24 protein-coding genes are annotated in these 26,737 nt (G+C 71.5%); 14 read left to right on the plus strand and 10 right to left on the minus strand.

The genetic code is table 11. The annotated features are described in order from the left end of the window. Nucleotides 1-40: 40 nt before the first annotated feature. The gene (locus tag AB0D57_RS12935) at nt 41-1,612 is read right to left on the minus strand and encodes a sugar ABC transporter ATP-binding protein (RefSeq protein WP_362070955.1); all 1,572 of its coding nucleotides are present in this window, start codon (nt 1,610-1,612) and stop codon (nt 41-43) included. Then, nucleotides 1,599-2,696, minus strand: a complete 1,098-nt coding sequence (locus tag AB0D57_RS12940; RefSeq protein ID WP_362070957.1) for a substrate-binding domain-containing protein — start codon at nt 2,694-2,696, stop codon at nt 1,599-1,601. Before AB0D57_RS12940 ends, AB0D57_RS12935 begins: the two co-directional genes overlap by 14 nt. A 629-nt stretch (nt 2,697-3,325) precedes the next feature. Here AB0D57_RS12940 and AB0D57_RS12945 point away from each other — a divergent pair. The 3 genes from AB0D57_RS12945 to mtnB are packed head-to-tail and all read left to right on the plus strand — an operon-like array spanning nt 3,326 to nt 5,252. Continuing rightward, the gene (locus AB0D57_RS12945) at nt 3,326-3,931 is read left to right on the plus strand and encodes a cupin (protein WP_362070959.1); all 606 of its coding nucleotides are present in this window, start codon (nt 3,326-3,328) and stop codon (nt 3,929-3,931) included. After that, nucleotides 3,928-4,647, plus strand: a complete 720-nt coding sequence (gene mtnC, locus AB0D57_RS12950; RefSeq protein ID WP_362070961.1) for an acireductone synthase — start codon at nt 3,928-3,930, stop codon at nt 4,645-4,647. The genes AB0D57_RS12945 and mtnC overlap by 4 nt, the downstream gene beginning before the upstream one ends. Further along, nucleotides 4,644-5,252 carry a methylthioribulose 1-phosphate dehydratase gene (gene mtnB / locus AB0D57_RS12955; protein WP_362070963.1) on the plus strand — a complete coding sequence of 203 codons (609 nt, stop codon included), beginning with the start codon at nt 4,644-4,646 and terminating at the stop codon, nt 5,250-5,252. Before mtnC ends, mtnB begins: the two co-directional genes overlap by 4 nt. A 113-nt stretch (nt 5,253-5,365) precedes the next feature. Here mtnB and mtnA read toward each other — a convergent pair whose 3' ends face one another. After that, nucleotides 5,366-6,412 (minus strand): S-methyl-5-thioribose-1-phosphate isomerase, encoded by a 1,047-nt coding sequence (gene mtnA / locus AB0D57_RS12960; protein ID WP_362070965.1) that lies wholly within the window; start codon nt 6,410-6,412, stop codon nt 5,366-5,368. Nucleotides 6,413-6,701: 289 nt separating this feature from the next. On the opposite strand from mtnA, the gene AB0D57_RS12965 reads away from it, so the two are divergent. The 8 genes from AB0D57_RS12965 to AB0D57_RS13000 all read left to right on the plus strand — a co-directional run bounded on the left by AB0D57_RS12965 (nt 6,702) and on the right by AB0D57_RS13000 (nt 15,382). Continuing rightward, a complete protein-coding gene (locus AB0D57_RS12965; RefSeq protein WP_362070967.1) occupies nt 6,702-7,751 on the plus strand; it encodes a BMP family ABC transporter substrate-binding protein in 1,050 nt (349 codons plus the stop codon). Beyond that, nucleotides 7,732-9,324, plus strand: coding sequence for an ABC transporter ATP-binding protein (locus tag AB0D57_RS12970; RefSeq protein ID WP_362070969.1), 1,593 nt, complete (start codon nt 7,732-7,734; stop codon nt 9,322-9,324). Before AB0D57_RS12965 ends, AB0D57_RS12970 begins: the two co-directional genes overlap by 20 nt. A gap of 1 nt (nt 9,325) precedes the next feature. Beyond that, on the plus strand, nt 9,326-10,411 hold the full coding sequence (locus AB0D57_RS12975; RefSeq protein ID WP_362070971.1) for an ABC transporter permease: 1,086 nt from the start codon (nt 9,326-9,328) through the stop codon (nt 10,409-10,411). Then, complete coding sequence (locus AB0D57_RS12980; RefSeq protein WP_362071037.1) at nt 10,411-11,277, plus strand: ABC transporter permease; 867 nt, start codon at nt 10,411-10,413, stop codon at nt 11,275-11,277. The genes AB0D57_RS12975 and AB0D57_RS12980 overlap by 1 nt, the downstream gene beginning before the upstream one ends. Next, nucleotides 11,274-12,035, plus strand: coding sequence for a nucleoside phosphorylase (locus AB0D57_RS12985; RefSeq protein ID WP_362070973.1), 762 nt, complete (start codon nt 11,274-11,276; stop codon nt 12,033-12,035). Before AB0D57_RS12980 ends, AB0D57_RS12985 begins: the two co-directional genes overlap by 4 nt. Next, a complete protein-coding gene (locus AB0D57_RS12990) occupies nt 12,032-13,333 on the plus strand; it encodes an amidohydrolase (protein ID WP_362070975.1) in 1,302 nt (433 codons plus the stop codon). Before AB0D57_RS12985 ends, AB0D57_RS12990 begins: the two co-directional genes overlap by 4 nt. Before the next feature lie 100 nt (nt 13,334-13,433). Beyond that, nucleotides 13,434-14,105, plus strand: a complete 672-nt coding sequence (locus tag AB0D57_RS12995; RefSeq protein WP_362070977.1) for a FadR/GntR family transcriptional regulator — start codon at nt 13,434-13,436, stop codon at nt 14,103-14,105. A gap of 158 nt (nt 14,106-14,263) precedes the next feature. Then, nucleotides 14,264-15,382: a PAC2 family protein gene (locus AB0D57_RS13000; RefSeq protein WP_362070979.1), complete on the plus strand. Its 1,119-nt coding sequence runs from the start codon at nt 14,264-14,266 to the stop codon at nt 15,380-15,382. 248 nt (nt 15,383-15,630) lie between these two features. Here the strand turns inward: AB0D57_RS13000 and mshC are convergent, their stop codons facing one another. The 4 genes from mshC to AB0D57_RS13020 all read right to left on the minus strand — a co-directional run bounded on the left by mshC (nt 15,631) and on the right by AB0D57_RS13020 (nt 19,202). Continuing rightward, on the minus strand, nt 15,631-16,860 hold the full coding sequence (gene mshC / locus AB0D57_RS13005; RefSeq protein WP_362070982.1) for a cysteine--1-D-myo-inosityl 2-amino-2-deoxy-alpha-D-glucopyranoside ligase: 1,230 nt from the start codon (nt 16,858-16,860) through the stop codon (nt 15,631-15,633). A gap of 161 nt (nt 16,861-17,021) precedes the next feature. After that, nucleotides 17,022-17,840, minus strand: coding sequence for an SCO1664 family protein (locus AB0D57_RS13010; protein ID WP_362070984.1), 819 nt, complete (start codon nt 17,838-17,840; stop codon nt 17,022-17,024). Then, nucleotides 17,804-18,394 carry a DUF3090 domain-containing protein gene (locus AB0D57_RS13015; protein WP_362070986.1) on the minus strand — a complete coding sequence of 197 codons (591 nt, stop codon included), beginning with the start codon at nt 18,392-18,394 and terminating at the stop codon, nt 17,804-17,806. The genes AB0D57_RS13010 and AB0D57_RS13015 overlap by 37 nt, the downstream gene beginning before the upstream one ends. Before the next feature lie 121 nt (nt 18,395-18,515). After that, entirely contained in the window at nt 18,516-19,202 is a 687-nt protein-coding gene (locus AB0D57_RS13020; RefSeq protein ID WP_362070988.1) for a histidine phosphatase family protein, read from the minus strand. Between the two features lie 98 nt (nt 19,203-19,300). Here AB0D57_RS13020 and corA point away from each other — a divergent pair, with 98 nt between their 5' ends. Beyond that, a complete protein-coding gene (gene corA, locus AB0D57_RS13025; RefSeq protein ID WP_362070990.1) occupies nt 19,301-20,299 on the plus strand; it encodes a magnesium/cobalt transporter CorA in 999 nt (332 codons plus the stop codon). A gap of 44 nt (nt 20,300-20,343) precedes the next feature. On the opposite strand, the gene AB0D57_RS13030 is transcribed toward corA, so the two are convergent. Further along, nucleotides 20,344-21,132 carry a ferritin-like domain-containing protein gene (locus tag AB0D57_RS13030; protein WP_362070992.1) on the minus strand — a complete coding sequence of 263 codons (789 nt, stop codon included), beginning with the start codon at nt 21,130-21,132 and terminating at the stop codon, nt 20,344-20,346. 227 nt (nt 21,133-21,359) lie between these two features. Further along, entirely contained in the window at nt 21,360-22,415 is a 1,056-nt protein-coding gene (locus tag AB0D57_RS13035; protein ID WP_362070994.1) for an LLM class F420-dependent oxidoreductase, read from the minus strand. 151 nt (nt 22,416-22,566) lie between these two features. Here AB0D57_RS13035 and AB0D57_RS13040 point away from each other — a divergent pair, with 151 nt between their 5' ends. Both AB0D57_RS13040 and AB0D57_RS13045 read left to right on the plus strand, forming a co-directional pair. Continuing rightward, on the plus strand, nt 22,567-23,550 hold the full coding sequence (locus AB0D57_RS13040; protein WP_362070996.1) for an aldo/keto reductase: 984 nt from the start codon (nt 22,567-22,569) through the stop codon (nt 23,548-23,550). Beyond that, entirely contained in the window at nt 23,547-25,901 is a 2,355-nt protein-coding gene (locus tag AB0D57_RS13045) for a helix-hairpin-helix domain-containing protein (RefSeq protein WP_362070998.1), read from the plus strand. The genes AB0D57_RS13040 and AB0D57_RS13045 overlap by 4 nt, the downstream gene beginning before the upstream one ends. Nucleotides 25,902-25,973: 72 nt before the next feature. On the opposite strand, the gene AB0D57_RS13050 is transcribed toward AB0D57_RS13045, so the two are convergent. Further along, nucleotides 25,974-26,693 carry a hypothetical protein gene (locus AB0D57_RS13050; protein ID WP_362071000.1) on the minus strand — a complete coding sequence of 240 codons (720 nt, stop codon included), beginning with the start codon at nt 26,691-26,693 and terminating at the stop codon, nt 25,974-25,976. Nucleotides 26,694-26,737: the final 44 nt, after the last annotated feature.

The raw sequence follows: 26,737 nt of genomic DNA on the forward strand, positions 1-26,737 counted from the left end.
CCGGGTAGGTGCGGCATCAGGCCGACGGACGGGTACGGCATCAGACGGACGCCGAGATGGTCTGGATGACGCGGTCGCGCTCGGCGTCTTCCCCGTACGCGTCGAGGCGGATCTCGCCCGCGGCCAGGACGACGACCCGGTCGGCGATCTCCAGGATCTCGTCGACGTCGGCGGACAGGACGAGGACGGCGGATCCGTCGGCGGCCAGTGCGCGGGCGCGGCGGCCGATGTCGCGGCGGGCGCCGATGTCCACGCCTCGGAACGGCTCGTCCAGGATGAGGACGCGCGGGTTCTCGGCGAGCCAGCGGCCGACGACGACTTTTTGCTGGTTGCCGCCGGACAGCTCCTCGACGGTGCTGCGCTCGTCGCGGGCGACGACACCGAGCTGCTCGATGGTGTCGCGGCCGAGGGCTTCCTCCTTGGTCCGGTTCACCAGTCCCGCCGTGGACAGCGATTTCAGGAACGGCAGCGAGATGTTCTGGGCCACCGACCAGCCGGGGACCAGGGCGTCCGCGTGCCGGTCCTCGGGGACGAGGTGGACGCCGCGACGGATCGCGTCGGCGGGGCGGCGGGGCTGGTACGGCTTGCCGTCCAGCTCGACGGCTCCCCCGGTGAAGGGTTCGGCGCCGAAGAGGCCGCGGGCCAGCTCGGTCTTGCCCGCGCCGAGCAGGCCCACGACACCGGTGACCTCGCCCGTACGGAGGTCGAGGTTCTGCGGGGTGTGGCCGTCGAGGAGGGGGACACCGCGCAGGGAGAGGACGATCTCGCCCTGGTCGGCGGCCCGCTGGGGGCGCGCGGTGGTCGCCTCCTGCGCCTGGGCGAGCATGGCGCGCAGGGCGCTGTCCCAGTCGAAGGGCTTGGTCTGGTCCCCGGTGAGACGGCCGTCTCGCAGGACGACCAGCCGGTCGGCGAGCGCGTCGATCTCGCCGAGGCGGTGGGAGACGTACAGCACGGCGATGCCCTCGGACCGCATCCGCTCGACGAGCGCGAAGAGGCGCTCCGCCTCGGCGGCGGAGAGCGCGGAGGTCGGCTCGTCGAGGATGAGCAGGCGGGGGCGGGTCGCGAGGGCGCGGGCCAGGATCAGCAGCTGCCGGTCGGAGATGCCGAGTTCGGTGACGTCGCGCTTGAGCACGGTGTCGCTCCAGCCGAGGTCCAGGGCGGACTGGATCTCGCGGGCGCGGGCCAACTGTCGACGCCCGCTGAGGAACGGGTTGCCGCGGGTCTGCGCCAGCTCCTCGAAGACCAGGTTCTCGGCGACCGTGAGGCCGGGGACGATGCCCTCGCCGATGCGCTGGTGCACGGTCTGGATGCCCAACTGGCGGGCGGCGAGCGGAGAGTGGAGCGCGGCGGGGGCGCCGTTCACGCTCACTTCCCCGCCGTGATCCGTGTGGACACCCGACAGGATCTTGATCAGCGTGGACTTGCCGGCGCCGTTCGCTCCGAGCAGCGCGACGACGCTGCCCGGGGCGATGTCCAGGGAGACGGACTCCAGGACGGTCTTGCCGCCGAAGGCCATGCTGACCTCGCGGAGGCGCACTGCCGGTTCGGTGGCCGACACCGGTTCGGTGGGCGAGATCGGTTCGCTGGGCGAGATCGGATCAGTGGGCGACATTGGGGATCCAGTCCGCGGTGCTCACCTTGGACAGGTTCAGCGCGGGGAGCGCCTCGCGCAGCTGGTCCATGTTCTCGATCTTCTTCTCGCGCAGGAAGTCCTGGGTGATGGCGACGGCGGGGAACTCGACCGAGGTCTTGTTCAGCTGACCGGCCAACTCCAGGGCGGCGGTGCGGACCACGGCGGCGCCGACCGCGGACGGGTCGGTGCCCGCCGTGGCGACCCAAGGGCTGCCGGTGGCGGTCATGTTCTGGATGTCGGCGTTGGAGACGTCCGCGCCGAAGACCTTCACCTTGTCCTGGAGCTTCTTGTTCTGGACGGCGAGGACGGTGCCCTTGGCCAGTTCGTCGTAGGGGGCGAAGACGCCGGTCACGTCGGAGTTCTGGGTGAGCGCGGCGGAGACCAGGGGAACGTTGTCGGTGGCCGTCGAGTCGGTCACCTTGCCGACCTTGAACTGCTGCTTCCAGCCGTTGGCTTCGACCGTGGACTTCCAGACCGAGTCCCGCTTGTCGAGGGCGGCGTAGCCGGCCACGTTGACGTAGCCGACCTTGGCGTTCTTGCCGAGCTCCTTCGCCATCACGTCGAGGACGGCCTGGGCCATGCTGGCGTCGTCCTGCTTGGTGCTGACGGCCGACTTGTTGGTCTGCTCGACGTCGTAGACGACGACCTTGATGCCCTTCTTCACCGCTTTGTCGATCTCCGGCTGGATGGTGGCCGGAAAGCCGTGGTCGACAATGATCGCCTGTGTGCCGGAGTTGATCGCCGAGGACAGGTCGGTGGCCTGCTTGGCGTTGTCAGCCTGGGCGTCGTACACCGTCAGGTCGATACCGAGGGCCTTGGCCTGCGCCTTGGCGCCGTTGCCCCACTGCTCGAAGTAGTCACCGGCGCCGCTCTGCCGCACCAGGGCCACCTTGACCGTGCCCTTGCTGAACGGCGCGGGCTTCTTGCCGGTGGCGGCGGACGCCGACGCGGCCTGGTCACCTGTGCTCTCCGAGGCGTTCGAGGACTGCGAGCAGCCCGCGAGGAAGAGGGCGGAGACGGAGGCCAGCGACAACGCGGCAAGAGGCAGACGGCTACGGGACATGACGGGGCTCCAAATGCAGGGCGGTACGCAGGGGATGAAGGAAAGGGAATGCTTGACCCGGAGCAGGGCAGACAGACGCGCCACCACCGCACAGCGGGCGGGAGCCCCTCTGGCTGGGCCGACGTGCCGCTTCGGGCTCGGTCGACTCGGCACTCCGGGGGCAGGTCAGCGACAGCGGGCTGTGGTCGACCGGAGCAAGTCCACGTACAGCCGCCGCACGAGCAGCAGCGTCTTCATAGGCAGATGATCTGAACGTTTCCAGCCATGCGTCAAAGCGTAGGACCCACTTTCTCAGCACTTGAGACAACAACTACGTCACACTCGGCCGACCGTCCGCCGGGAGTTACCATCTCGGAACCGGCACCCGACCCGGGACAGTGAGGCTCTGATGACGACACCGTGCGCGACAGCGAGGCGACGCTGTACCGGCGCGGGGTGTCGCGGCTGACCAGGGGTTTCCCACCGGAATCCGGCCGGATCCCCGTACCCCCGTCGGCTTTTGCCCCTCGCGCGCCGCGCCCGGGCATGCCGCGCCCGCCGTCCTCGTTCCCGCCTCCGTCCCTCCCCACTCCCCGTCCGGGCGCCCGTCCAGCATCCGGACATCCCTTCCAGTTCCTGGAGTTGCTCCCATGACCCTGCTGACGACCTGGCCCGAGTCCGGCCCCCTGACTGTGGTGCGCCGCACCTCCGACCCCGCCGAGATCGCCGCCGCGCTGGCGCCGATCGGTGTGCGCTACGAGCAGTGGCCGATTCGCGAGGACGTGCCCGCGGACGCCGACAGCGACACGGTGTTCGCCGCGTACGGCCCTGAGATCGACAAGCTGAACGCCGAGGAGGGCTTCACCACGGTCGACGTCCTCGGGCTGCACCCGAGCGACGACCCCGAGTACCCGGTGAAGGCGAAGGCCGCGCGGCAGAAGTTCCTCCAGGAGCACACCCACGACGACGATGACGAGGTCCGCTTCTTCGTCTCCGGCTCCGGGATCTTCTACCTCCACGTGGGCGGCGAGGTGCACGCCGTGCTGTGCGAGAAGGGCGACCTGCTGGGCGTGCCGCGCGGCACCACGCACTGGTTCGACATGGGCACGGCGCCGTCGTTCACCGCGATCCGGTTCTTCCACGAGGAGGACGGCTGGATCGGGAGCTTCACCGGTGACCGGATCGCGGACCGGTTCCCGGACTTCGACACGATCGACGCGGGGTACGCGGCGGACCGGGCGGGTTCCGAAGCATGAGTTCCGTCTTCGACATCGACTCCGTGGTGCTGGACATCGAGGGCACCACGAGCGCCACGGGGTTCGTCGTGGACGTGCTCTACCCGTACTCCCGCTCTCGTTTCGGAGCACTGCTCTCCGAGCGGAGCGGTGATCCGGAGGTGGCGCGGGCCGTCGCGCAGGTGCGCGAGCTGATCGGGGAGCCGGACGCCGACGCCGTACGCGTCGAGAAGGCCCTGGGCGAGTGGCTCGACGAAGACCGCAAGGCGACCCCCCTCAAGACCCTCCAGGGCCTCATCTGGTCCGAGGGCTTCGCACGCGGCGACCTCGTCTCGCACTTCTACGACGACGTGCTCCCGGCGCTGCGCCGCTGGCACGCGGCAGGCGTCCGCCTGCACGTGTACTCGTCCGGCTCGGTGGCCGCGCAGCGCGCGTGGTTCCGGTCCAGCCCCGAGGGCGATCTGCTGGCGCTCATCGAGGGGTTGTACGACACGGAGAACGCGGGCCCCAAGCAGGAGCCTCAGTCGTACGCGACCATCGCGGCCGCCCTGGGCGTCGCCCCCGGCCGCATCCTCTTCCTCTCCGACCGGCCGGGCGAGCTGGACGCCGCGCGCGCGGCGGGCTGGCAGGCCGTGGGCGTACGTCGCCCCGGGGAGCCGTACTACGAGCAGGGCGTCGGCGATCACCCGCAGGCGGGGACGTTCGACGAGATCACCATCGCAAGGAGCACCGCATGACCGTCGAGACCTCAGCACTGGACCTGGAGGAGGCGGGCGCGGTCCTGGCCGCCGAGTCGGCCCGCTTCGCCTCCTTCGGCTGGATGCGCGGCACGTCGGGAAACCTGTCGGTGGTGGTGTCCCGTGAGCCGCTCCGCCTCGCGGTCACCGCGAGCGGCCACGACAAGGGTGAACTGACACCCGCCGATGTGGTGTTGGTGGACGGCTCGGGCGCCGCGGTGTCGGGCGGCAAGCCGTCCGCGGAGGCCGAGTTGCACGCGCGTGTGGCCGCGCTCACGGGTGCGGGCGCGGTCGTCCACGTCCACACCGTCGCTTCCGTGGCCATGGGCCGCCGCGAGCCCGGCGGCATCGTCTTCAGGGACCTGGAGATGCTCAAGGGCGTCGGCCAGCCCGCCCACGACGTCGAGGTCACCCTCCCCGTCATCACCAACAGCCAGGACATGAAGGTGCTGGGTGACCGCCTCGAGGCGGCCCGCGATCCGCGGATGCCGGCCGTGGTGGTCGCCGGGCACGGGCTGTATGTGTGGGGCGCGGATCCCCGCCAGGCGCGGCATCACACCGAAGTGGTGGAGTGGCTGCTGGAGTTGGAACTGACGCAACGCTGAACCGGGCGCTCAGCACAGCGAAAAGCCGCGGCCCGATGACGATTCGGGACCGCGGCTTTCGCGTGCCGTCAGCCCAGGCGCTCCGCCGTCAGCTCAAGCGCTCCGCCCTCAGCTCAAGCGCTCTTCTGTCGGCTCAGGTGCTCCCCCGGCAACTCCCCGGCCGACACCTCCAGTACCCCGCGCTCCGTGACCAACCCCGTCACCAGCCGCCCCGGCGTGACATCGAACGCCGGATTGTGCCCCCGGGACTCCGCCGGAGCCGTCCGTACGCCTGACCACTCCAACACCTCGTCCTCGCCCCGGAGTTCGATGTGGATGTCGGCGCCCGAAGCCGTCGACAGATCGACCGTGGTCGTGGGGGCGGCCACCAGGAACGGGATACCCGCGTCCGCGCAGGCCAGCGCGACGCCCACGGTGCCGACCTTGTTGGCCGTGTCACCGTTCGCGGCGATGCGGTCGGCGCCGACGATCGCCGCGTCGACCTCGCCGCGCAGGATGGTGCCGGCGGCGGCCCCGTCGGCCTGGACGTAGTGCGCGATGCCCTCCTGGACGAGTTCCCAGGCGGTGAGCCGGGAGCCCTGGAGCAGGGGGCGCGTCTCGTCGGCGTACACGACCTCCACGAGGCCGCGCGCGTGCAGTTCGCGGATGACGCCGAGCGCGGTGCCCCAGCCCGCGGTGGCGAGCGCGCCGGTGTTGCAGTGCGTCAGGATGCGCAGCGGCCGGCCGGCGTCGACGCGCTTGAGCAGCCAGTCCGCGCCGTACACCCCCATCGCGCGGTTCGCCTCGACGTCCTCGCGCTGGACAGCCGCGGCCTCGGCGAGGACCGCGTCGAGGCCCTCGTCGAAGCGGGTCATCACCCGGTCCACGCACACCATGAGATTCACCGCGGTGGGGCGTGCCGAGCGGATGCGGGCGACCGCGGCGCGCACCTCCGAGCGGTCCCAGCCCTCCCGCTCGCCCTGCAGCAGCGCGAGCGCGACGCCGTACGCCCCGGCCGCCCCGATCGCCGGAGCGCCGCGCACCACGAGCCGCTGGATCGCGTCCACCAGAGCGTCCACGTCACGGATTTCACATGTCTCGGTGCGGTGCGGAAGCACGGTCTGGTCGATGAGCGCGAGGCTGTTTCCGGTCCAGTCGACGGCGCGCAGTTCCTGGGACATAGCGGGACACTCCTGATGTTCCGAAGGTGTCCGACACCGTACATGACCTGTGGGAACCACAGTTCGAGACAGCCGTACACCTGTCCGGAAACCGGTGTTACAGTCCAGCACCCGCAGCCCCCAGGCCTACGCGAAGGAGGACGTGTGCTGCTCACGAAACGCCGCTTCCTCGACCACGGCCGGTGCGCAAGCGACGGCTGTCGACGCTGACCCGTCCCCCTCAGCGCCCACCACTCACCCTCACGTGCTCCCGTCGGAGCGCGCCTTGCCGTATCCGGAAGGTCCCCCGATGCACCGCAGACACCGCCGTACCCTGCAGTTCGCCGCGGCCACCGCGCTACTCGTCACCGCGGTCACCGGCTGCAACGCCGCCGCGAAGAACGACACTTCCGACAGCGCCAAGGACAGTGGCGAGTCCTTCACCCTCGTCACGCCGGACGCCGTGGGTCAGAACGAGTTCCTGAAGCTCGCGGTCGACGGGGTGAAGGCCGCGGCCACGTCGCACGACGGAACGCAGAAGGTCTACGAGTCCTCGGACACCGCCTCCATGCAGCAGAACGTGCAGGCCGCGGTGGACGCCGAGCCGGATGTCATCGTGCTGGTCGGCTTCGAGTTCGCCGACCTGGTCGCGCAGCAGGCCGAGGCACACACCGGCCAGCAGTTCCTGATGATCGACGCGTGCACGACGAAGACGTACAAGAACGTCAGTTGCGCGGTCTTCCGCGAGCACGAGGGCGTGTTCCTCGCGGGCGCCGAGGCCGGGCTGCTCAGCGAGAGCGGCAAGGTCGGCGCGGTGGACGTCCTCGACACGCCCCAGTTCCGGCGCTACAGCGACCCGTTCGCGGCCGGCGCCAAGAAGGTCGCCGCCAAGACGGAGACCTCCACCCGTTTCGTCGGCGGCCAGTCCCCGTTCGACGACTCGGCCCGCGCCAAGGAGCAGGCGAACTCGCTCCTCTCCAAGGGCTACGACCAGATCATGGCGGCGGCCGCGGCCGGCAACTACGGCGTCTTCGAGGCGGCCAAGGCCAAGGGCGCGTACGCCTACGGCGTCGACGTCAACCAGTGCGTCTCGGCGCCCGGCACGGTCGTCGACAACGTGATCAAGAGGACGGACGTCGCCGTGAAGGAGGGCATCAAGCAGGTCCTCGACGGCAAGGCGGGCACGACCGTCTCGTACGGCCTGAAGGAGGGCGGCATCAGCCTGACCGGCCTTGAGGCGGGCGTCGACACCTCCAAGTGCGTCATCGCGGACCACAAGGACGTCCTGGAGAAGGTCGAGGCGCTGCGCGACCAGATCGTGTCCGGAGAGCTGAAGGTCGATGACCCCGCAGCCGGCTGATCCCGGCGTCGCGGTCGAGCTGCGGGGAATCACCAAGCGATTCCCCGGCACGCTCGCCAACGACGCCGTCGACCTGACCGTCCACCGCGGCGAGATCCACGCCCTCATGGGCGAGAACGGCGCGGGAAAGTCCACCTTGATGTCCGTCCTGTACGGGATGGAGCGCCCCGACTCCGGCACCGTCCGGGTGGACGGGCGCGAGGTGTCCTTCGGCGACCCCGGTGACGCCATGGCCGCCGGGCTCGGCATGGTGCACCAGAGTTTCAAGCTGTTCGACTCGCTGACGGTCGCCGAGAATGTCGTGTACGCCGCGGAACCCCGCCGCTTCGGTCTGGTCGACCGGGCGGCGGCCCGGCGCCGCGTGCGCGAACTCGCCGTGGAGCACGGTCTCGCCGTCGACCCGGACGCACGGGTCGGCGACCTGCCGGTCGGGTTGCGCCAGCGGGTGGAGATCCTGAAGCTGCTGCATCGCGGCGCCCGTACGCTCATCCTCGACGAGCCGACCGCGGTGCTCACGCCCGCCGAGGCCGACGCCCTGTTCGCGGTGCTCAAGTCGCTGACCGCGCAGGGCCGTACGGTGATCCTCGTCACGCACAAGCTGCGCGAGGTCCTCGAAGGCAGCGACAACGTGACGGTGCTGCGGGACGGACGCGTCGTGGCCCGGCTGCGCACCGCCGACACGACCGCCGACGAGATCGCCGCCGCGATGACGGGCCGCGCGGTCGAACTGGACCGCGTACACGCCCCGGGCACCCCCGGTGACGTGGTGCTGGATGTGACGGACCTCGACACGGACGCCGTACGGGATGTCCGGCTCACCGTCCGCGCGGGCGAGATCGTCGGCATCGCGGGCGTCGCGGGCAACGGCCAGAGCGAGTTGATCGAGGCACTGGCCGGGCTGCGGCCGGTCACGGCCGGGCGGGTCGCGCTGCGCGGCCACGACATCACGCACGCCTCGGCGACCGAACGGCGCGCGCAGGGCCTCGCGTACGTCCCCGAGGACCGGCACGCGGTCGGCACCGCGCCCGCCGCGTCCGTGGCGGACAACCTGGCGATGGGGCATCACCGTACGTCCCTCTCGGCCCGGGGGCTGTTGCCACCGGCGGCCGTACGCGCCCACGCCCGGCGGCTCGTCGAGCGCTTCGGCATCAAGGCGGCCACGCCCGAGGTGCCCGCCTCCGCGCTCTCCGGCGGCAATCTGCAGAAACTGCTGATCGGCCGTGAACTCGCGCACGAGGCACCCTTGTTGCTGGTGGAGCAGCCGACGCGCGGTGTCGACATCGGTGCGATCCAGACGATCCATGACGAGCTCGTCGCCTACCGCGACGCGGGCCACGCCGTTCTGCTCGTCTCGGCCGAACTCAGCGAGATCCGTGGGCTCGCGGACCGGGTGCTGGTGATGTACGAGGGCCGGGTCACGGCCACGTACACGAAGGACGAGGCCGACGAACAGGCGTTGGGGCTCGCGATGGCGGGCGGTTCGGCTCCCGAAGAGGCCCCGGACACGTCGGACGCGGCGGACACGTCGGACGCGGCGGACACGTCGGACGAGTCGGTGGAGGTCGGAGACTGACATGCCCGAGACAGACATCAAGGGCCCTGCCACGGCCCGAGCAACTGTGCTCGTCCGAACAACCGGAGCCCTCCGCTCCCCCGTCGCCTTCTCCGTCCTCGCCGGGGTCCTGATCGGCGCGCTCTTCCTGGTCGGCACGGGCGCCGATCCGGTCACCGCGTACGGCGCCGTCCTCAGCGGCTCGCTCGGCGCCGACGGCATCGGCTCGACCCTGACCACCACGACCAGCGTGCTGGGCCTCGCCCTCGCGCTGGCCATTCCCCTGCGGGCCGGGCTCATCAACCTCGGCGGGGACGGGCAGATGGTGCTCGGCGGGATGGCCGCCGTGGTCACCGGCCTGTACGCGCCGGGTCCCGCACCGCTCACCGTCGTCCTCGCGCTGCTCGCGGGCATGGCGGCGGGCGCCGGGTACGCCGCCCTGGCCGCGCTGTGCGAGAACCACTTCGGGGTTCCGCTGCTGGTGAGCAGCCTGCTCCTCAGCTATCCGGCGTCCTCGCTCGCCTCCTACCTGGCCCGCTATCCGCTCAAGGAGCCGGGCTCCAGCCTCCCCCAGACACGGCAACTGCCGGACGGGGTCGCGCTGCCGGCCTTCGGCTCCTCGACCGTGACGGTCGGGCTGCTGCTGGTCGCGCTCGCGGCGGCCGCGTACTGGTTCACCGACCGGCGCACGGCGATCGGGTACGAGATCCGGATGACCGGCCTCAACTCCCGTTTCGCCGCGTACGCGGGCGTCGAGCGCAAGGGGCTGACGCTGCGGCTCATGGCGACCTCGGGCGCGCTCGCCGGGCTCGTCGGCGCGATCGGCGTGCTGAGCTTTCCGTACCGCTTCGTGGACGGCGCGCTGACCGCGCCCGGCTACACCTGGACGGGGTTGACCGCCGCGCTGCTCGCGGCCGCGGCCCCGCTGGGCACGGTGCTGGCGTCGTTCTTCTTCGCCGTGCTCCAGGTCGGCGGGCTGTCCATGGAGCGCACGACCGAGGTGCCGCGCGAGCTGACGCAGGTGCTCCAGGCCATCGTCATCGTATTCCTCGCGGCCCGACTGCGCTTTCCCCACAGATGGTTCAGGAAGAAGGCGGCGGCCGTCTGATGTTCTTCGACTCCGATCTCCTCATGTCCGCGCTGCGCGCGCTCACTCCCATCCTGCTGGCCGCGCTCGGCGGCGCGCTGTGCGAGCGCGCGGGCGTCTTCAACATCGGCCTCGAAGGCATGATGCTGATGGGCTGCTTCACGGCCGTGACCACGAGCTGGTTCACCGGCAGCCCCTGGCTCGGCGTCCTCGCGGCCGCGCTCGCCGCCGCCGCGTACTCGCTCGTCCTCGCCGTCGGCGCCATCACCCTGCGCGGGGACGCGGTGGTTCTGGGTATCGCGATGAACCTCCTCGCCGTGGGCCTGACCAGCTTCCTGCTGCGTACGATCTTCGGCGTGCAGGGCACTTTTGACGATCCGTCACTGGCCGGACTGCCGTTGGTCGGCGGCTTCTCGCCGCTCGCCTATCTGGCCTGGGCTGCGGTCGGCGTCGCCGCGCTGCTGCTCTCGCGGCACGTGTGGGGACTGCGGCTGCGCGGGGTCGGCGAGGCACCCCGGGCCGCGGCCACGCTCGGCGTCAGCCCGGCCAAGTACCAGTACGCGGCCGTGCTCGTCTCGGGTGTGCTGTGCGGACTCGCCGGCGCCCAACTCGCCCTCGGTAACGTCACGTTGTTCTCGGAGAACATGACGGCGGGCCGTGGCTGGATCGCCGTCGTCGCCGTGATGCTCGGCCGTGCCCTGCCCCTCGGCGTGCTGCTCGCCGCGCTGCTCTTCGGCCTCGCCGAGGCCGCGGGCTTCCGGCTGCAGGGCCTCGGCCTGCCGCAGCAGGCGACCGACGCCGCGCCGTACGTCGTCACGCTCGGCGCCCTGTTCCTGACGACGGCCCGCCGCCGTCGCCGTACCCGCCCCGCTGGAGTCACCTCATGACACAGGACCTGCTGCCCATCACCCGAATACCCCGCACCGGCCTGCCGCCGTCCGCCGTGGTGGTCGGCGACCCGGCGCGCGCCGCGGCCGTCGCCGCGCTGCTCGACGGCGCCGAGGAGGTGTCGTACCACCGCGAATACCGGGTGTTCAGCGGAAGTTGGAAAGGCCTGCCGGTCACCGTCGCCTCGCACGGGGTCGGCGCGCCGGGCGCGATCCTGCTCTTCCAGGAGCTGGCCGACGCGGGCGTCACGGCCTTCCTGCGGTTCGGTACGGCCGGCGCGATGCGCCCCGGCATCGGGGACGGCGATCTCGTCATCGCGGAGGCGGCCGTACGGGACGACGGCGTGACCCAGCAGCTGCTGCCGCCGGAGTATCCGGCTGTCTCCTCCCCCGAGGCCGTGTTCGCCCTCCAGCGCGCGGCCCGCGCTGCGGGCGCCCCGCACCACCGGGGACTGGTCTGGACCCGGGCGGCCTTCCAGCCGGGACTGATTGCGCTCACCTCCTACGACGGCGCGGGTCTCGCGGCGATCGAGATGGAGCTGTCCGCTCTGCTGGTCACCGCCTCGCTGCGGGGCCTCGTCGCGGGCGGCGTGCTCGTGATCGACGGCGCGAACGCGGACGAGCTGGTCGACGAGGAGAGCACCGGCGGCTACGACCCGCACCGCGAGGTCGTCGCGGCGGGTGTGGAGCGCGGCGCGGTGGTGTCGCTGGAGGCGCTGCGCATTCTGGCCGAGGAGTACGCGGAGGATGTCTCGTGACTGAGCACGCCGATCTGCTGGTTCACGGCGGAGACGTCCTCACCGTCGACGAGGCGGGCACCTTCGTACGGTCCGGCGCGGTCGCCGTCCGCGACGGCGCGATCCGGGACGTCGGGCCCGCCGAGGAGCTGCGCACCCGGTACGACGCCGCCGAGACCCTCGACGCGACGGGCTGTCTGGTCCTGCCCGGCCTCGTCAACACCCACACCCACCTGGCGATGACCTTGCTGCGCGGCCGCGCCGACGACGTCACGCTGCAGGGCTTCCTGGAGCGGGTGCTGCGCTGGGAGGCCGAACTGCTGTCCCCGAAGAACGTCGCCGCGGGGATGCGGGTCGCGATCGCCGAGAGCGTACGGGCGGGGGTGACCTCGGCGCTGGACATGTACTGGTACCACGAGGCGGCCGAGCGGGTCGCGCGCGAGGCGGGCTGGCGGCTGCACACGGGGCCGACCTTCATGGACGTACCGGACCCGGCGGACGGCATCGCCTACGAGGACCGGATGGCGTGGGCCCGCCGCGACCTGGCCGATCGTGTGTCGGCGCGGCCCGGCACCCGTCCCGTTCTCTTCGCCCACTCGACCTACACGCTCGCACCCCAGCAGCTCCTCGAAATCGCCGCGCTGGCACGGGAGTTCGGCGCACTGCTGCACATCCACGCCGCGGAGAACGCGACCGAGGTCGCCACCGTGGAGGTCCGCCACGGCAAGCGGCCGGTGGAACTGCTCGACTCGCTCGGACTGCTCGGCCCCGATCTGCTGCTCGCGCACGCCGTGGATCTGACGGGTCCCGAGATCGCGGCCCTGGCGCGCACCGGGACGTCGGTCGCGCACTGTCCGGTCTCCAATCTGAAGCTCGGCTGCGGCATCGCGCCGGTTCCGCGGCTGCTCAGCGCGGGCGTGACGGTGGGGCTCGGCACGGACGGCGCGGTCAGCTCCAACACGCTGGACATGCTGGGGGCGGTGCGGCAGGCGGCCCTGGTCCACAAGGCGGACGGCGACCCGACCGCGGTCGGCGCCGAACAGGCCGTCCGGATGGCCACCGTCGAGGGCGCCCGCGCGCTGGGCCTCGGAGACCACCTGGGCTCCCTGGAACCGGGCAAGCGCGCCGACCTGATCGTGCTGGACCTGAACGCGCCGCATCTGCGGCCGGTGCACGACCCGTGGTCCACGCTCGCGTACGCCGCGCACTCGGCGGACGTACGGGACACGGTCGTCGACGGCAGGATCCTGATGCGGGACCGGACGCTCACGACGCTCGACGAGGCCGCCGCCCTCGCCGATCTGGAGGCTCTCGCCTGATCCGGCCGTGGACAGGGGATGCGTCAGTCCGCCCACCCCACATAATGGGCCGATACATCGGATGTCTGGGCGGCATTCGGGGTGAACAGGGAGGTACGCCATGGCAGTTACCGACGAGGCGATCGAGAAGATCAAGGGCATGATCGTCTCCGGCGCGCTGCGGCCCGGCGACCGGCTTCCCAAGGAGAGCGAGCTCGCCGCCGATCTGGGGCTGTCGCGCAACTCCCTGCGGGAGGCGGTACGTGCCCTCTCCCTGATCCGCATCCTGGACGTGCGGCAGGGCGACGGCACGTACGTCACCAGCCTGGACCCCCAACTCCTCCTGGAGGCACTGAGCTTCGTCGTCGACTTCCACCGCGACGACACCGTGCTCGAATTCCTCGCGGTGCGCCGGATCCTGGAACCCGCGGCGACGGCGATGGCCGCCGCGAGCATCAGCGAACAGCGACTCGACGCACTGACCACCCAGCTGGACGCGCTGGGCTCCGCCCCCTCGGTGGAGGAACTCGTCGCCTGTGACCTGGAGTTCCACCGCGGGATCGTGCAGAGCTCCGGGAACTCGGTGCTGTGCTCGCTGCTCGACGGCCTCTCCGGACCCACGACCCGGGCCCGCATCTGGCGCGGCCTGACCCAGGAGGACGCGGTCAGCCGCACCCTGCACGAGCACCGGGCGATCCTGTCCGCCCTGCGGGACCGGGACGCGGAGGCGGCCCGTTCGTGGGCGACCGTCCACATCGCGAGCGTGGAGCAGTGGCTGCGCAGCACCTTGTGACCGATTGACCAGGACAGCTCGGACGACCGGGGGGTGTTTCGGGGTGGCGAACGGGGCAGTGATCCGTTCACTCCCCCGTGCAAGGGGGCTGCGGAGGCCCCCTCGGCACGCCGTAAGGTTGGGGCGTACGTAAGGGGCACGTCGGAAGGAGGCGCTGGGTGATCGAGCTCGAGGGGGTTCCCGAGCTGATCGACCCGGTCATGGTGGCCGCGTTCGAGGGCTGGAACGACGCCGGCGACGCCGCCTCCACCGCGGTCGCGCACTTGGACAGGGAGTGGAAGGGCGAGGTGTTCGCGGCGCTGGACGCCGAGGACTACTACGACTTCCAGGTGAACCGCCCCACCGTGTGGATGGACGGCGGTGTCCGCAAGATCACATGGCCGACGACAAGGTTGTCGGTGGTCCGGGTCGGCGGCGAGAAGCCGCGTGACCTGGTGCTGGTCCGGGGGATCGAGCCGTCGATGCGATGGCGCTCGTTCTGCAACGAGCTGCTCGGCTTCGCGCACGAACTGGGCGTCGAGCTGGTGGTGATTCTGGGCGCGCTGCTCGGTGACACCCCGCACACCCGTCCGGTGCCGGTCAGCGGGGTCACGTCCGATCCGGACCTGGCCCGCACCATGGACCTGGAGGAGACCAAGTACGAAGGTCCCACGGGCATCGTCGGCATCCTCCAGGAGGCGTGCACGCACGCCGGCGTACCGGCGGTGTCGCTGTGGGCGGCCGTACCGCACTATGTCTCGCAGCCACCGAACCCGAAGGCGACGCTGGCCCTCCTCAACCGCCTGGAGGACCTGATCGACCTGCGCATTCCGCTGGGCGAGCTGCCCGAGGACGCGCGGGCCTGGCAGTTGGGCGTGGACCAGCTGGCCGCCGAGGACAGCGAGGTCGCCGAGTACGTGCAGTCGCTGGAGGAGGCCCGGGACACCGCGGAGCTGCCGGAGGCATCGGGCGAGGCGATCGCGCGCGAGTTCGAGCGGTATCTGCGGCGGCGGGACGGCAGCGGTCCGACGACGCAGGCCGGGGGCCACGCCACGGAGAGCGGGGACTCCGCCTCGTACCTCCGCGACGGTCCGGGCGGTCCCGGCGGCTCCGGCGGTCGCACCCGGCCGCCGAAGCCGCAGCGGCCCGAGACGGGCACGGCACCGGACACCGGACCGGATGCGGCACCGGACACCGGTGCGGACGCGGCGCCGGACACCGGTGCGGACGCGGCGCCGGATGCCAAGCCGGACACCGACGCCGAGGACAGCGGTCCCGAGGACTCCTCGGAGGACTGAGCCGCCGACGGGTGAAGACTGACGACGATCGAGGGGCGGTGCGCACGACGCGCACCGCCCCTCAGCCGTCGCTGTGACCCTGTCAGATGCCCACCCGCCGAAGGGAGCTGCTCGCGATGTCGTGAACAAGCGACGCTCCGAACGAAGAGGCGCCGGGCGGTGGGACCGCGCGGCGCCCCTTGCGTACGAAGGGCCCATGAAGGCCTGCCAAGGCCTAGGAAGGCCTGCGAAGGACCTACGTTCGACTACTACAGGGCAACACCCAGCAGGGCGTCCACGGCGCGCGACACGACGCCGGGGGCGCCCTCGTCCGTGCCGCCCCGCTCGTGTGCGAGCGCCGCCCAGCGGTCGACCGCGGCAAGCGCCGTCGGCGCGTCCAGGTCGTTCGCGAGGGCGTCGCGGATCTCCTGGACGAGCCCGTCGGCGGACGGGCCGTCGGGCCGCGACACGGCCGAGCGCCAGTTCTCCAGTCGCGCGAGGGCCTCTTCGAGGACGGTGTCCGTCCACTCCCAGTCGGCCCGGTAGTGGTGCGCGAGGAGCGCGAGCCGGATGGCGGCCGGGTCGACCCCGTCGCGCCGGAGCTTGGACACGAAGACGAGATTGCCCTTGGACTTCGACATCTTCTCGCCGTGCAGCGCGACCATGCCGGCGTGCACATAGGCCTTGGCCATCGGGAACTCGCCGGTCAGCACCTGGGCGTGGGAGGCGCCCATCTCGTGGTGCGGGAAGGCGAGGTCGGAGCCGCCGCCCTGGACGTCGAAGCCCATCCCGAGGTGGTCGAGGGCGATGGCCACGCACTCGATGTGCCAGCCGGGTCGGCCGCGGCCCAGGGAACCGCCGTCCCAGCTCGGCTCACCGTCGCGGGCGGCCATCCAGAGCATCGGGTCGAGCGGGTTCTTCTTGCCCTGGCGGTCCGGGTCGCCGCCCCGCTCGGCGGACAGCAGACGCATCGCGGCGGCGTCCAGGTTGGACACCTTGCCGAAGTTGGGGTCGGCCTCGACGGAGAAGTAGACATCCCCTTCGAGCTCGTACGCGGCCCCGGCGTCCCGCAGCCGCTCGACGAGCGGGACGATCCCGGGTATCGCCTCGACGGCGCCTATGTAGTGCCGCGGCGGGAGCATCCGCAGCGCGGTCATGTCCTCACGGAAGAGGGCGGTCTCCTTCTCGGCGAGTCCCACCCAGTCGACGCCGTCGCGCTCCGCCCGCTCCAGGAGCGGGTCGTCGACGTCGGTCACGTTCTGGACGTAGTGAACCTGCCGCTTGGTGTCGAGCCACACGCGCTGAACGAGGTCGAACGCGTTGTAGGTCGCCGCGTGACCCATATGGGTCGCGTCGTACGGCGTGATGCCGCAGACGTAGATACGGGCGACGGGACCGGGGTCGAGTGTGACGAGGCCGCCGGTCGCGGTGTCGTGGATCCGGAGGTCGCGGCCCTCACCAGGCAGGGCGGGGACCTCAGAAGCGGGCCAGGCATGCATGTCATGAGCCTAACCGGAGGGAAGTTCCGTATCCGAACCGGACCAGGCCAGATGTCCGGGAAGGCGCTCTTGCGCCACGCGATGCGGTGTGCATCCACCGTCCTGGGCGCGCCCAGGGACGCGACCGCGGCCGCGGGCGCGCGTGCCGCCTGCGACGTTGCTCACACCGGCGGCCAGGGAATCGCCGGCCACTCGCCGCTCGGCTCCGGATGCTTCCCCGAGGTGAGCATCGCGTCGACACGCGCGCGCGTCGCGTCGATCTCGGCGGCGGTGATGAGTTCGGCCAGGCGGGTGGCGAGCGGCGCACCCGGCGCCAGGCCGTCCCGCAGGGACGCGAGCACCTCGACCGCCTCCGGGGGCAGCGACTCTCCCGCCCAGCCCCACAACAGCGTGCGCAGCTTGTTCTCGGCGTTGAAGGTGACCCCGTGGTCGATCCCGTACAGCTGTCCCTCACCGGCGGGCAGCAGATGCCCGCCCTTGCGGTCGGCGTTGTTGATCACGGCGTCGAGCACCGCGAGCCGCCGCAGCCGGACGTCGTCGGCGTGCACGAGCAGCGCCGTCTCGCCCTCGCCGACCTCCGCGAAGCCGATGGCCTTCCAGCCCTCCTCCGGCTCCTCGCGGTCCACCAGGGCGAGCAGCTCGGCCTCCGGGGAGGCCTCGATCCAGAGTTGGCACATGCCCTCGCCGTACGGTCCGTCCCGCAGCACGGTGGCCGGCACGAGCCCCCATCCGGTCGCCTCGGAGACCGCGTACGCGGCGACCTCGCGCTGCGCCAGGGTGCCGTCGGGGAAATCCCACAGCGGCCGCTCACCGGCGATCGGCTTGTAGACGCAGAACGCGTCCCGGCCCTCGTAGGACACGGAGCAGTACAGCACCGCGTTCGAGGCTTCGCGGATCCGTCCGCGCACCTTCAGCTCGCCCTTGGCGAGCAGCTCGGCCGTGGTCACGCTCCGCGGCGGTATCCGTTCTGGCGCGGGCATACGTGTCCTTCCGGGTCGAGCGGGAGGCTGCACAGCGGGCAGGGCGGCCGGCCCGCGTTGACGACGTCGAGGGCGCGCTTGGCGAAGGCCCGGGCCTGCGCGCCGGTGAGCCGGACGCGGAGCATCGGCGGACCGTTCTCCTCGTCCTGAAGCAACCTTTCCTCGGCCTCCGCGAGGTCCTCCTCGGAGTCGGCGTCGAGCTCCACGAGGGCCTGCGCCTCGACGATCATGCGCTGTTCGTCACCGTCCCAGGCCAGCGCCATGGTGCCGACCCGGAACTCCTCCTCGACGGGGGACTCGAGGGGCGCGTTGTCGGACACCTCCGTCGGGGCCATGGCAGGGACGGGGGCATTGCCGCCGGTCCGCCGTACGACCTCGTCGAGAAGCTCGTCCATGCGCTCGGCGAGGGCGGCGACCTGGGTCTTCTCCAGGACGACGCTGGTCACCCGGGGGCCTGAGGAGGCCTGCAGGAAGAAGGTACGGCGCCCGGGCAACCCGACCGTACCGGCCACGAAACGGTCCGGGGGGTCGTAGAGGAACACCTGACGGGACACGTCCTGTCTCCATTGGAATCGGCATGTGGACCGGCTGACCGCGTCGGCCCGCATCGGCTGCTGAGAACTTGCTGACAACTGCTGTGCTGCTTCGACCGCTTCACCCTACTGCGGCCGACGATCACGGTGCGCCCGCACCACCCCCGACCGGGGCGTCGCCGCTCGGGGGCTCCTCGCGCGGCGCCAGGGAGGCGAAGTCGCCGGTGTCCCCGAGGCGCACGAGGAAGGGGCGCAGTCGTGTGTAACGGATCGCGGTGATCGAACACGGTTCAACAGAGATCCGCTGGAAGAGGTCGAGGTGAAGTCCGAGTGCGTCCGCGACGAGGGACTTGATGATGTCGCCGTGCGAGCACATGAGGTACACGGCGTCACCGCCGTGATCGCGCTCCACGCGCGCGTTCCACTCGCGCACCGCCTCGGCGGCCCGTGTCTGCATGGCCCGCATCGACTCGCCGCCGGGGAAAGCGGCCGTGGAGGGATGCGCCTGTACGACCTCCATGAGCGGCTCGTCCGTCAGCTCGGCGAGTTTGCGCCCCGACCAGTCGCCGTAGTGGGCCTCCCCGATGCGCTCGTCGGTGTGCACCCGCAGCTCGGGCCGTGCGTCGAGCAGCGGCTGCACGGTCTCCTGACAGCGCTGCAGGGGGCTGGTGACGACCTCGGAGATCGGCAGCGCGGCGAGTCGCTCGGGCAGGGCCGCGGCCTGCTGGGCGCCGCGCTCGTCGAGGGCGACACCGGGCGTCCAGCCGGCGAGCAGCCCAGCGGTGTTGGCGGTCGAACGTCCGTGTCGTACGAGAATCAGGGTGGGCATGCGGCCCAGCGTAAAGGGACGCCGCGCGGAGCAGGCCGGGCCTGTGGACAACGGCGGCCGGAGTGCGGCACGGGCCGGGCGGCGGGAGAATACTCTCCGTGATCGTCGACTGCGCCATCTACCGCCACGGGAGCCGGACGGAGGGTCCCGAGGACCTCTCCGACGCCCTGGACACGGCACGCGCCGAGGGAGACGCGTTCGTGTGGATCGGGCTGCACGAGCCGACGGAGCAGGAGTTCGACCTGGTCACGGCGGAGTTCGGGCTGCACCCGCTCGCGGTCGAGGACGCCCTCAAGGCGCATCAGCGGCCCAAGCTGGAGGTGTTCGACGACTCGCTGTTCCTGGTCCTCAAACCGGTCTTCTACGAGCCCGACAGCGACATGGTCTCCACCGGCGAGGTCATGATCTTCATCGGCGACGCCTTCGTGGTGACCGTCCGGCACGGGCAGGGCTCGCCGCTCGCGCCCGTGCGACACCGCCTGGAGGCCGATCCCGAGAAGCTCCGGCACGGGCCGACGACGGTCCTCTACTCGATCGCCGACGCCACGGTCGACCAGTACCTGGAAGTGGCCACCGAGCTGGCGACCGACCTGGAGGTGCTGGAGGCGGAGGTCTTCTCACCGACCGTCGGGGGTACGCGGCACACCGCGTCCAGGATCTACACGTTCAAGCGGCAGATCCTGGAGTTCCGCCGGGCGACGGTTCCACTGGCCGTTCCGTTGAGCCGGCTCTCGGACCCGGGTGGCGCCGGCGCAGGGGTGCCGTTCGTGACCGAGAAGGCGCAGCCCTTCTTCCGCGACGTCAATGACCATCTGACGCGCGTGAACGAGGCGGTGGAGGGCCTGGACCGCCTCGTCTCGGACATCCTCTCGGCGCATCTCGCACAGATGAGCGTGCGGCAGAACGACGACATGCGGAAGATCTCCGCGTGGGCGGCCATGGCCGCGGTCCCCACGTTGATCGCGGGGATCTACGGCATGAACTTCGACCACATGCCGGAGCTGCACTGGGTGTGGTCGTATCCGACGGTGCTGCTGGGGATGGTCGTGCTGGAGATCCTGCTGTACCGGCTCTTCAAGCGACGCGGCTGGCTGTAATCACGCCGCACGCGCGCGTGGCCACCGAGGCTCCCGGCCGCGGATCACGCGAACTCTGGCGCCGACGTCGCGGGCCCGCCCAGCGCGTCGCGCCGCTCGGGCATCGTCAGCGAGACCATCCGGCGCCAGCCCACCGCCCGCTCGTAGGCGTGGACAAGGTGGATGCCCGCGGCGAGCGTGGCCGCCTTGGTCCTCGGCCAGCCGAGGATGCGTCCCATGTGGGCCATCACGGCGAGACTGACGTCACGGTAGATGCGGATCTCGGCGTGTGCGCACTCGCGCAGCGTCCGCTGGATGGCACGGCCGTGTCCGGCGCGCGCGAAGCGCAGCAGTTCCTCGTGGCAGTAGGCGAGGTGGTTGCCCTCGTCCTCGGAGATCATCTTCACCGCGCGGCCGAGGTCGGGGTGGTCGGCGAAGTGCTTGCGCAGCAGCTCCATCTGCTCGGAGGCGCGCTGTTCGGTGACCCTGCTGTGGGCGAGATACGTGACGATGTCCTGCACGGTGAGCGGCTGGTCGCCCTTGAGCTTCTCGTGCGCGAGGCCGATGCCGTGCCGTTCCAGGAGCATCGTGTAGTCGGTGTCGGCCGGGACCTCGACGGGGCGCAGTCCGCGCTTCTTCATGAGGGCGTTGAAGATCCGCCCGTGTTTGTCCTCGTCGGCGCCGTGCCGGACGATCTTCGGCGCCAGCTCGCGTTCGCTCTGTGGGACGAGTGCGGCGATGCGCGCGTTCTCCCAGCCCCCCTGCGATTCCCCACTGGCGGCGATGGAGCAGAAGAGCCGGAACGACTCGTCGTTGTCGAGGATCTCCTGAAACAGACTCTTGGCCGAAAGCATCACTCGCACCTCTCTGCAGGGTTCAGCAGAAAACGAGTCAAATGGGATGCCAGGAGCACGGCAACCGATGTGTCGGACAAATCCGCCAAACGAACGACGACGAGGGAGGTCCAAGCGCGTAACCGAGGGGGCTTTTGCGCGTTGTTCCCCGTGACGGCCGTGGCGGGGAAGACCCCCCGAGCCCCCACCACGGCCGCAGAATTCTTCCGCGAAGCGATCCGCCGCGGTTACGCCAAACCAGCACGCTCCAGCGCGTCGCAACCGGCCCGGAGCGAGGCGATCCGGTCGTCCAGCGTGAAGCCCGCGGGCGCCAGCGTGAGTGTGTTGACCCCGGCCGCCGCGTACGCCTTCATGCGGTCGGCGATACGGTCCACGGAGCCGAGCAGCGTGGTCTGGTCGATCAGCGCGTGCGGAATCGCGGCGGCCGCGCCCTCCTTGTCACCGGACAGGTACTTGTCCTGGATCTCGGCGGCCTCCTTCTCGTATCCCATGCGCTGGGCGAGCTGGTTGTAGAAGTTCTGCTTGCGGCTGCCCATGCCGCCGACATACAGCGCGGTGTACGGCCGGAACATGTCGGCCAGCGCCGGCACGTCCTTGTCGTCGCCGAGGGCGAGCGGCAGCGTCGGGCACACGTCGAAGCCCTCCATCGTCTTGCCCGCCTTCTCGCGGCCCGCGCGCAGGTACTTGATCGCGGTGTCCTCGATGTGGTCGGCCGACGGGAAGATCAGCAGCGCGCCGTCGGCGATCTCGCCGGTCTGCTCCAGGTTCTTGGGGCCGATCGCGGCGACATACAGCGGAATGTGCTCACGCTCCGGGTGCACGGTCAGCTTCAGCGGCTTGCCCGGGCCGCCCGGCAGCGGCAGCGTCCAGTGCTCACCCTCGTACGAGAGGCGCTCCCGCGTCATGGCCTTCCGTACGATCTCGACGTACTCGCGGGTGCGGGCCAGCGGCTTGTCGAACTTGACGCCGTACCAGCCCTCGGAGACCTGCGGCCCGGAGACACCGAGTCCGAGGCGGAAGCGGCCGCCCGACAGCGAGTCCAAGGTCGCGGCGGTCATCGCGGTCATCGCGGGCTGGCGCGCCGGGATCTGGAAGATGGCCGAGCCGACGTCGATACGCTCGGTCTGGGCGGCAACCCAGGTGAGCACGGTGGCCGCGTCGGAGCCGTAGGCCTCGGCGGCCCAGCAGACGGCGTATCCCAGTCGGTCGGCCTCCTTGGCGACGGCGAGATTGTCCGCGTCCATTCCCGCGCCCCAGTAGCCGAGGTTGATCCCGAGCTGCATGGCCGATTCCCCTTACCGATCAGTAACGTCCCTTGTGCCGGAACCCTAGCGCGCTGGTGGGCGCCATGGCAGGGACCGGTTCGGCCTCGGCTGATCCCGGTTGTCCACAGGGCCCCCACGAGGCGAGTTCTGGCCAGTAATCTCGGCGTCCATGGAGCAGAGGCATCTCGGCCGTACCGGCCTGCGTGTGTCCCGGATCGGACTCGGCACCCTCACGTGGGGGCGGGATACCGACGAACATGACGCCGCGGACCTGTTGAAGGTGTTCTGGGAAGCGGGCGGGAACCTCGTCGACACCGCGGATGTGTACGGGGACGGGGAGGCCGAGTATCTGCTCGGTCAGCTCATAGAGGGGCTCGTGCCGCGCCGCGACCTGGTCATCTCCACCAAGGCGGGCAGCGTGCCCGACCCGGACCGACGGTTCGACGGCTCGCGCGGGCACCTCCTGTCGGCGCTCGACGCCTCGCTCCAGCGCCTCGGCACGGACTACGTGGACCTGTGGCACATCCACGCCTTCGATCCGGCCACCCCGCTGGACGAGACCCTCCAGGCGCTCGACCTCGCGGTCAGCAGCGGTCGCGCGCGATATGCCGGGGTCTCCAACTTCTGCGGCTGGCAGCTCGCCAAGGCGGCGACCTGGCAGCTCGCGGCGCCCGGGGCACGGACCCGGCTCGCCAGTACGCAGATGGAGTACTCCCTGCTCCAGCGCGGTGTGGAGCGGGAGGTGCTCCCCGCCGCCCTCGACCTGGGTGTCGGCCTGCTGCCCTCCTCCCCGCTCGGGCGGGGCGTGCTCACCGGCAAGTACCGCGGCGGGACGCCGTCCGACTCCCGGGGCGGCTCGGAGCACCTCGCGCCCTTCGTCGCGCCGTACCTGGACGACGCGGCGAGCGGCATCGTGGACGCGGTGACGACCGCGGCGGACGGCCTCGCGGTCACGCCGCTGCAGGTCGCGCTGGCCTGGGTTCGCGACCGGCCCGGTGTGGCCGCCCCGATCGTCGGCGCGCGCAACGCGCAGCAGCTCACGGCCGCGTTGTCAGTGGAGACCCTTAGTCTTCCTGACGAGATCTGCCGGGCGCTCGACGATGTGTCGGCACCGGTGCACCACTATCCCGATCACGACTGGAGCACGCTGTGAGCACGGAGCCCGAGACCACGGAGGAAGCGGAGCCGGGGGTGCCGGGCGCGGCCGGAGTCCCGCAGGTTGCCGACGCGGGCGACTCCGAGGGCGGCGCGGCGGCGAAGCCCGAGACCGCGGGATCCGAGGGGCCCCAGGGATCGGCCATGGCCTCGACCGGAGAGGCCGCGGACGCCGAGGGAGCCACGGTCGAGGGCGACACGGACACCACCGCCTCGGCCGGCACGGCTGACGACGCCGGCACGGCAGGCGCCGCTCAGTTGTCGGAGGCCGAGGCCGAACTGGCGGCCCAGCGCCTGGAGCGGGAGCGGATCGAGCGGCGGAAGGCCGAGAAGCAGGGGCCGGTCGCGGCCGGGGCCAAGCTCAGCGGGAAGGCCGCGGATCTGCTCGCGGCGGTGCGGGCCGTGGAGAGCGGCGAGAAGCCCGTGGCACCTGTGGCCGGCGCATTCCGCGAGCCCGAGGCGGCGCCGCGCGCGGCAGCTCCGGAGCGTGCGCGGCGCGCGCAGCCCATGCCGGCGGTCCCGGGCGAAGCGGCGTCGAGCGGCGCCGTCCCGGGCGGAGCCGCGTCGAGCGGCGCGGGGTCGGCCGTCGCGGCGGAAGCCGTCGAGGGCGTACGCGGCGTGCTGACCGAGGGCGGCGCGCCCGACGCGCTCGCGCCGCAGGTCGTCGCGGCCCTGGGCGAGGGCGCCGGTGAGCAACTGCGCGAGGACCCTTGGCAGTTGCTGCGGGTCGCCGGGGTGCGGCCCGAGCAGGCCGACGGGTTCGCCCGGGCGCTGCTCGGCGCGGAGTGCGGCCCGGACGACGAGCGGCGCGGCCGGGCGCTGACCGTGTGGCTCCTCGAGCAGGCGGCCGTCGCCGGACACACCGCCCTCGACGCCCCGGCGCTCACCGCCGCGCTCTCCCAGCGCGCGGTGCCGGACCCGGACGCGGCCGTGCAGAGCACCCTCGCGGAGGGCGAGGCCCTGGTCTTCCAGGACGCGCTCGACCCGGCGGCCCCCGCGCAGGACAGCGCCGAGGAGGGCGAGGAGGAGCGCCCGGTCCGCATCCTCGTCGGCCTGGAGCGGTACGCCCTGGCCGAGGAGAGCCTCGCCGACGGACTGGCCCGGATGATGAACTCCGTGCCGAAGGATGACGGTTCGGCCGCCGACTGGGAGCGGGCCGCCGCATCGGCCGCGCGCTCCGCGGCGGAGCTGATCCGCGCGGTCGCGGGCCAGGGCCTGGTCCTGCACACCGGCGGAGACGCGTCCCAGGCCGAAGCGGCGGCACTGCTGTACGCCGCTCGCGGTCTCGGCCTGCGTGGCTGGGCCTCCGCGCACACTCCGGGCGGCCGCGACCGCTTCACGGTGCAGATGGCCCGGTACGACCTGCCGGACCGCACCGAAGAGGGGGCGGGCACCGGTGTCTGCACCGTGGCGGGGCTCCTGTCCGGCGCGGAGGGCCCTGGCCGGGACCCGGACGGCGCCCTCGACCTGGACCTCCTCGTCGTCCTGGACGCGCCGCAGCTGGACGTCGAGACGGCTGCCGTGCTCGCCGAATCGCTCCCGGACGGCTCGCGGCTGGTGCTGAGCGGGGATCCCGGGGTGCTGTGGTCGGCCGGCCCGGGACGCGTGTTCGCGGATCTGCTCGCGGCGCGGGTCTGCCCGCAGGTGGCCTCGCGGACGCCGGACCCCGGGCCCATCGGCGAGCTGGTCTCCGGGGTCGGCATCGGTGAGCTTCAGCAGGTCGAGGCGCCCGGCAAGGAGGTCGTGATCGTCCCGGTGCGCGATGCCGGTGAGGCGGTGCACCGCACCGTGCAGCTGGTCGTGGACTCGGTGCCGCGGGCGATCGGCATCCCGGCCGAGCAGACACAGGTGATCACTCCTGGGCACGGTGGCGCTGTCGGCACGCGCGCGCTGAACACCGCGCTCAAGGAGCGGCTCAACCCCGGCCCCGGCCGCTTCGGCGGCTTCGACCCCGGCGACCGGATCGCGTACTGCCCCGTGCCGGGTCGTACGGTGCCGGGCCACGTGGTGAAGGCCGACGCGGACGGGTTGCACCTGGAGTGCTCCGGCGCCGCCGTGGTCGTACCGAAGGAGCGGGTGGAGCAGTCCGTGCGGCACGGCTGGGCGCTCACGGCGCACCAGGCGGTCGGGCTGCGCTGGCCCGCCGCGGTCGTGGTGCTCCCCGGCGACGCCGCGGGGGCCCTGACCAGGCCATGGGTCTACACGGCCTTCGGCCGCGCCGAGCGCCATCTGTCCGTGGTGCACGGGGTGGAGCAGGCCCTGCAGCGGGCGGTGGCCGAGGTCCCCCAGAAGCCGCGCACCACGCGCCTGCCCGCCCTTCTCAAGGCGCAGGTCCCGGCAGCGGGCTGATCCCCCACCGCCGTACACACGGAGGTGGCGGCCACCGAACCCCCGGTGACCGCCACCCCCTGCAGCGCACGCTCAGCGATCGGCGTCCAACGGCTCCAGATCGCCGTCTTCGTCCAGTTCGCCGTCCGGGCCGAGGTCGTCCTCGGTCTCGTCCTCGATCTCGTCGTCGTCCGACTCCTCGTCGAAGACCGCGCTCACGTCGAAACGACAGACGACGCGCTGCGGGTCGATCGATTCGAAGGGGCTCTCCAGCCACTCACCGGGGTCGGCCGGTTCGTCCGCGGCCGTGACCCAGAGCGTGGAGTCCCCTTCCTCCAGGCCGAACTCCTTGTGCCGGGAGGCGATCTCGTCGGGTTCGAACTCGCCGAACAGGACGCCGAGCGCGCCGTGGACGGTACCGGCCGCCGCGTCGAAGCCGGCGGCCGCGGTGGCCCCGTCCTCCTCCACGGCCTCCACCCGCTGGGCCTGCGCCAGCAGTCGCTGCGGCTCCACCACCGCGTAGTCCCGGCGGATCAGCACGCTCAGCGCGTTCGGCTCCTCGGGGCCCGTGTACGGCAGCAGGGTGTCGTCGGTACCGGGGATCTCGAAGGGGGTGACCTCGTCGTAGCGGTCGTAGAGCAGCTCGTCGTACTCCTCGGCCGCGGCGGCCAGCTCGTTGAACGCCTCGTAGACGGCCGGGTCGTCGTCGCCCGACCTGCGCTCGACCGCGGCCAGGTGGCGATCGAGTGCGGTCTTTACAGCCTCGGCGGCGGCGCGTACCTCGGCAGCGGTGGGCTGCACAGCATCAGACATAGTGCAGACGCTATCCGTACCGGGCCTGTGCCCGCACAATAGAT

The organism is Streptomyces sp. NPDC048275, from assembly GCF_040652275.1.
Taxonomy (GTDB): domain Bacteria; phylum Actinomycetota; class Actinomycetes; order Streptomycetales; family Streptomycetaceae; genus Streptomyces.

Bases quoted from the DNA above. Each gene is read 5' to 3' on its own strand.
- mshC (WP_362070982.1), bottom strand. From the start codon at position 16,860: ATGCATGCCTGGCCCGCTTCTGAGGTCCCCGCCCTGCCTGGTGAGGGC.
- AB0D57_RS13030 (WP_362070992.1), bottom strand. From the start codon at position 21,132: ATGCTTTCGGCCAAGAGTCTGTTTCAGGAGATCCTCGACAACGACGAG.
- AB0D57_RS12975 (WP_362070971.1), top strand. From the start codon at position 9,326: ATGCCCGAGACAGACATCAAGGGCCCTGCCACGGCCCGAGCAACTGTG.
- AB0D57_RS12940 (WP_362070957.1), bottom strand. From the start codon at position 2,696: ATGTCCCGTAGCCGTCTGCCTCTTGCCGCGTTGTCGCTGGCCTCCGTC.
- mtnA (WP_362070965.1), bottom strand. From the start codon at position 6,412: ATGTCCCAGGAACTGCGCGCCGTCGACTGGACCGGAAACAGCCTCGCG.
- mtnB (WP_362070963.1), top strand. From the start codon at position 4,644: ATGACCGTCGAGACCTCAGCACTGGACCTGGAGGAGGCGGGCGCGGTC.
- AB0D57_RS13010 (WP_362070984.1), bottom strand. From the start codon at position 17,840: ATGCCCGCGCCAGAACGGATACCGCCGCGGAGCGTGACCACGGCCGAG.
- AB0D57_RS13035 (WP_362070994.1), bottom strand. From the start codon at position 22,415: ATGCAGCTCGGGATCAACCTCGGCTACTGGGGCGCGGGAATGGACGCG.
- AB0D57_RS12995 (WP_362070977.1), top strand. From the start codon at position 13,434: ATGGCAGTTACCGACGAGGCGATCGAGAAGATCAAGGGCATGATCGTC.
- AB0D57_RS12965 (WP_362070967.1), top strand. From the start codon at position 6,702: ATGCACCGCAGACACCGCCGTACCCTGCAGTTCGCCGCGGCCACCGCG.
- AB0D57_RS12980 (WP_362071037.1), top strand. From the start codon at position 10,411: ATGTTCTTCGACTCCGATCTCCTCATGTCCGCGCTGCGCGCGCTCACT.
- AB0D57_RS13020 (WP_362070988.1), bottom strand. From the start codon at position 19,202: ATGCCCACCCTGATTCTCGTACGACACGGACGTTCGACCGCCAACACC.
- AB0D57_RS12935 (WP_362070955.1), bottom strand. From the start codon at position 1,612: ATGTCGCCCACTGATCCGATCTCGCCCAGCGAACCGATCTCGCCCACC.
- AB0D57_RS12985 (WP_362070973.1), top strand. From the start codon at position 11,274: ATGACACAGGACCTGCTGCCCATCACCCGAATACCCCGCACCGGCCTG.
- AB0D57_RS12970 (WP_362070969.1), top strand. From the start codon at position 7,732: ATGACCCCGCAGCCGGCTGATCCCGGCGTCGCGGTCGAGCTGCGGGGA.
- AB0D57_RS13050 (WP_362071000.1), bottom strand. From the start codon at position 26,693: ATGTCTGATGCTGTGCAGCCCACCGCTGCCGAGGTACGCGCCGCCGCC.
- AB0D57_RS12945 (WP_362070959.1), top strand. From the start codon at position 3,326: ATGACCCTGCTGACGACCTGGCCCGAGTCCGGCCCCCTGACTGTGGTG.
- AB0D57_RS13040 (WP_362070996.1), top strand. From the start codon at position 22,567: ATGGAGCAGAGGCATCTCGGCCGTACCGGCCTGCGTGTGTCCCGGATC.
- mtnC (WP_362070961.1), top strand. From the start codon at position 3,928: ATGAGTTCCGTCTTCGACATCGACTCCGTGGTGCTGGACATCGAGGGC.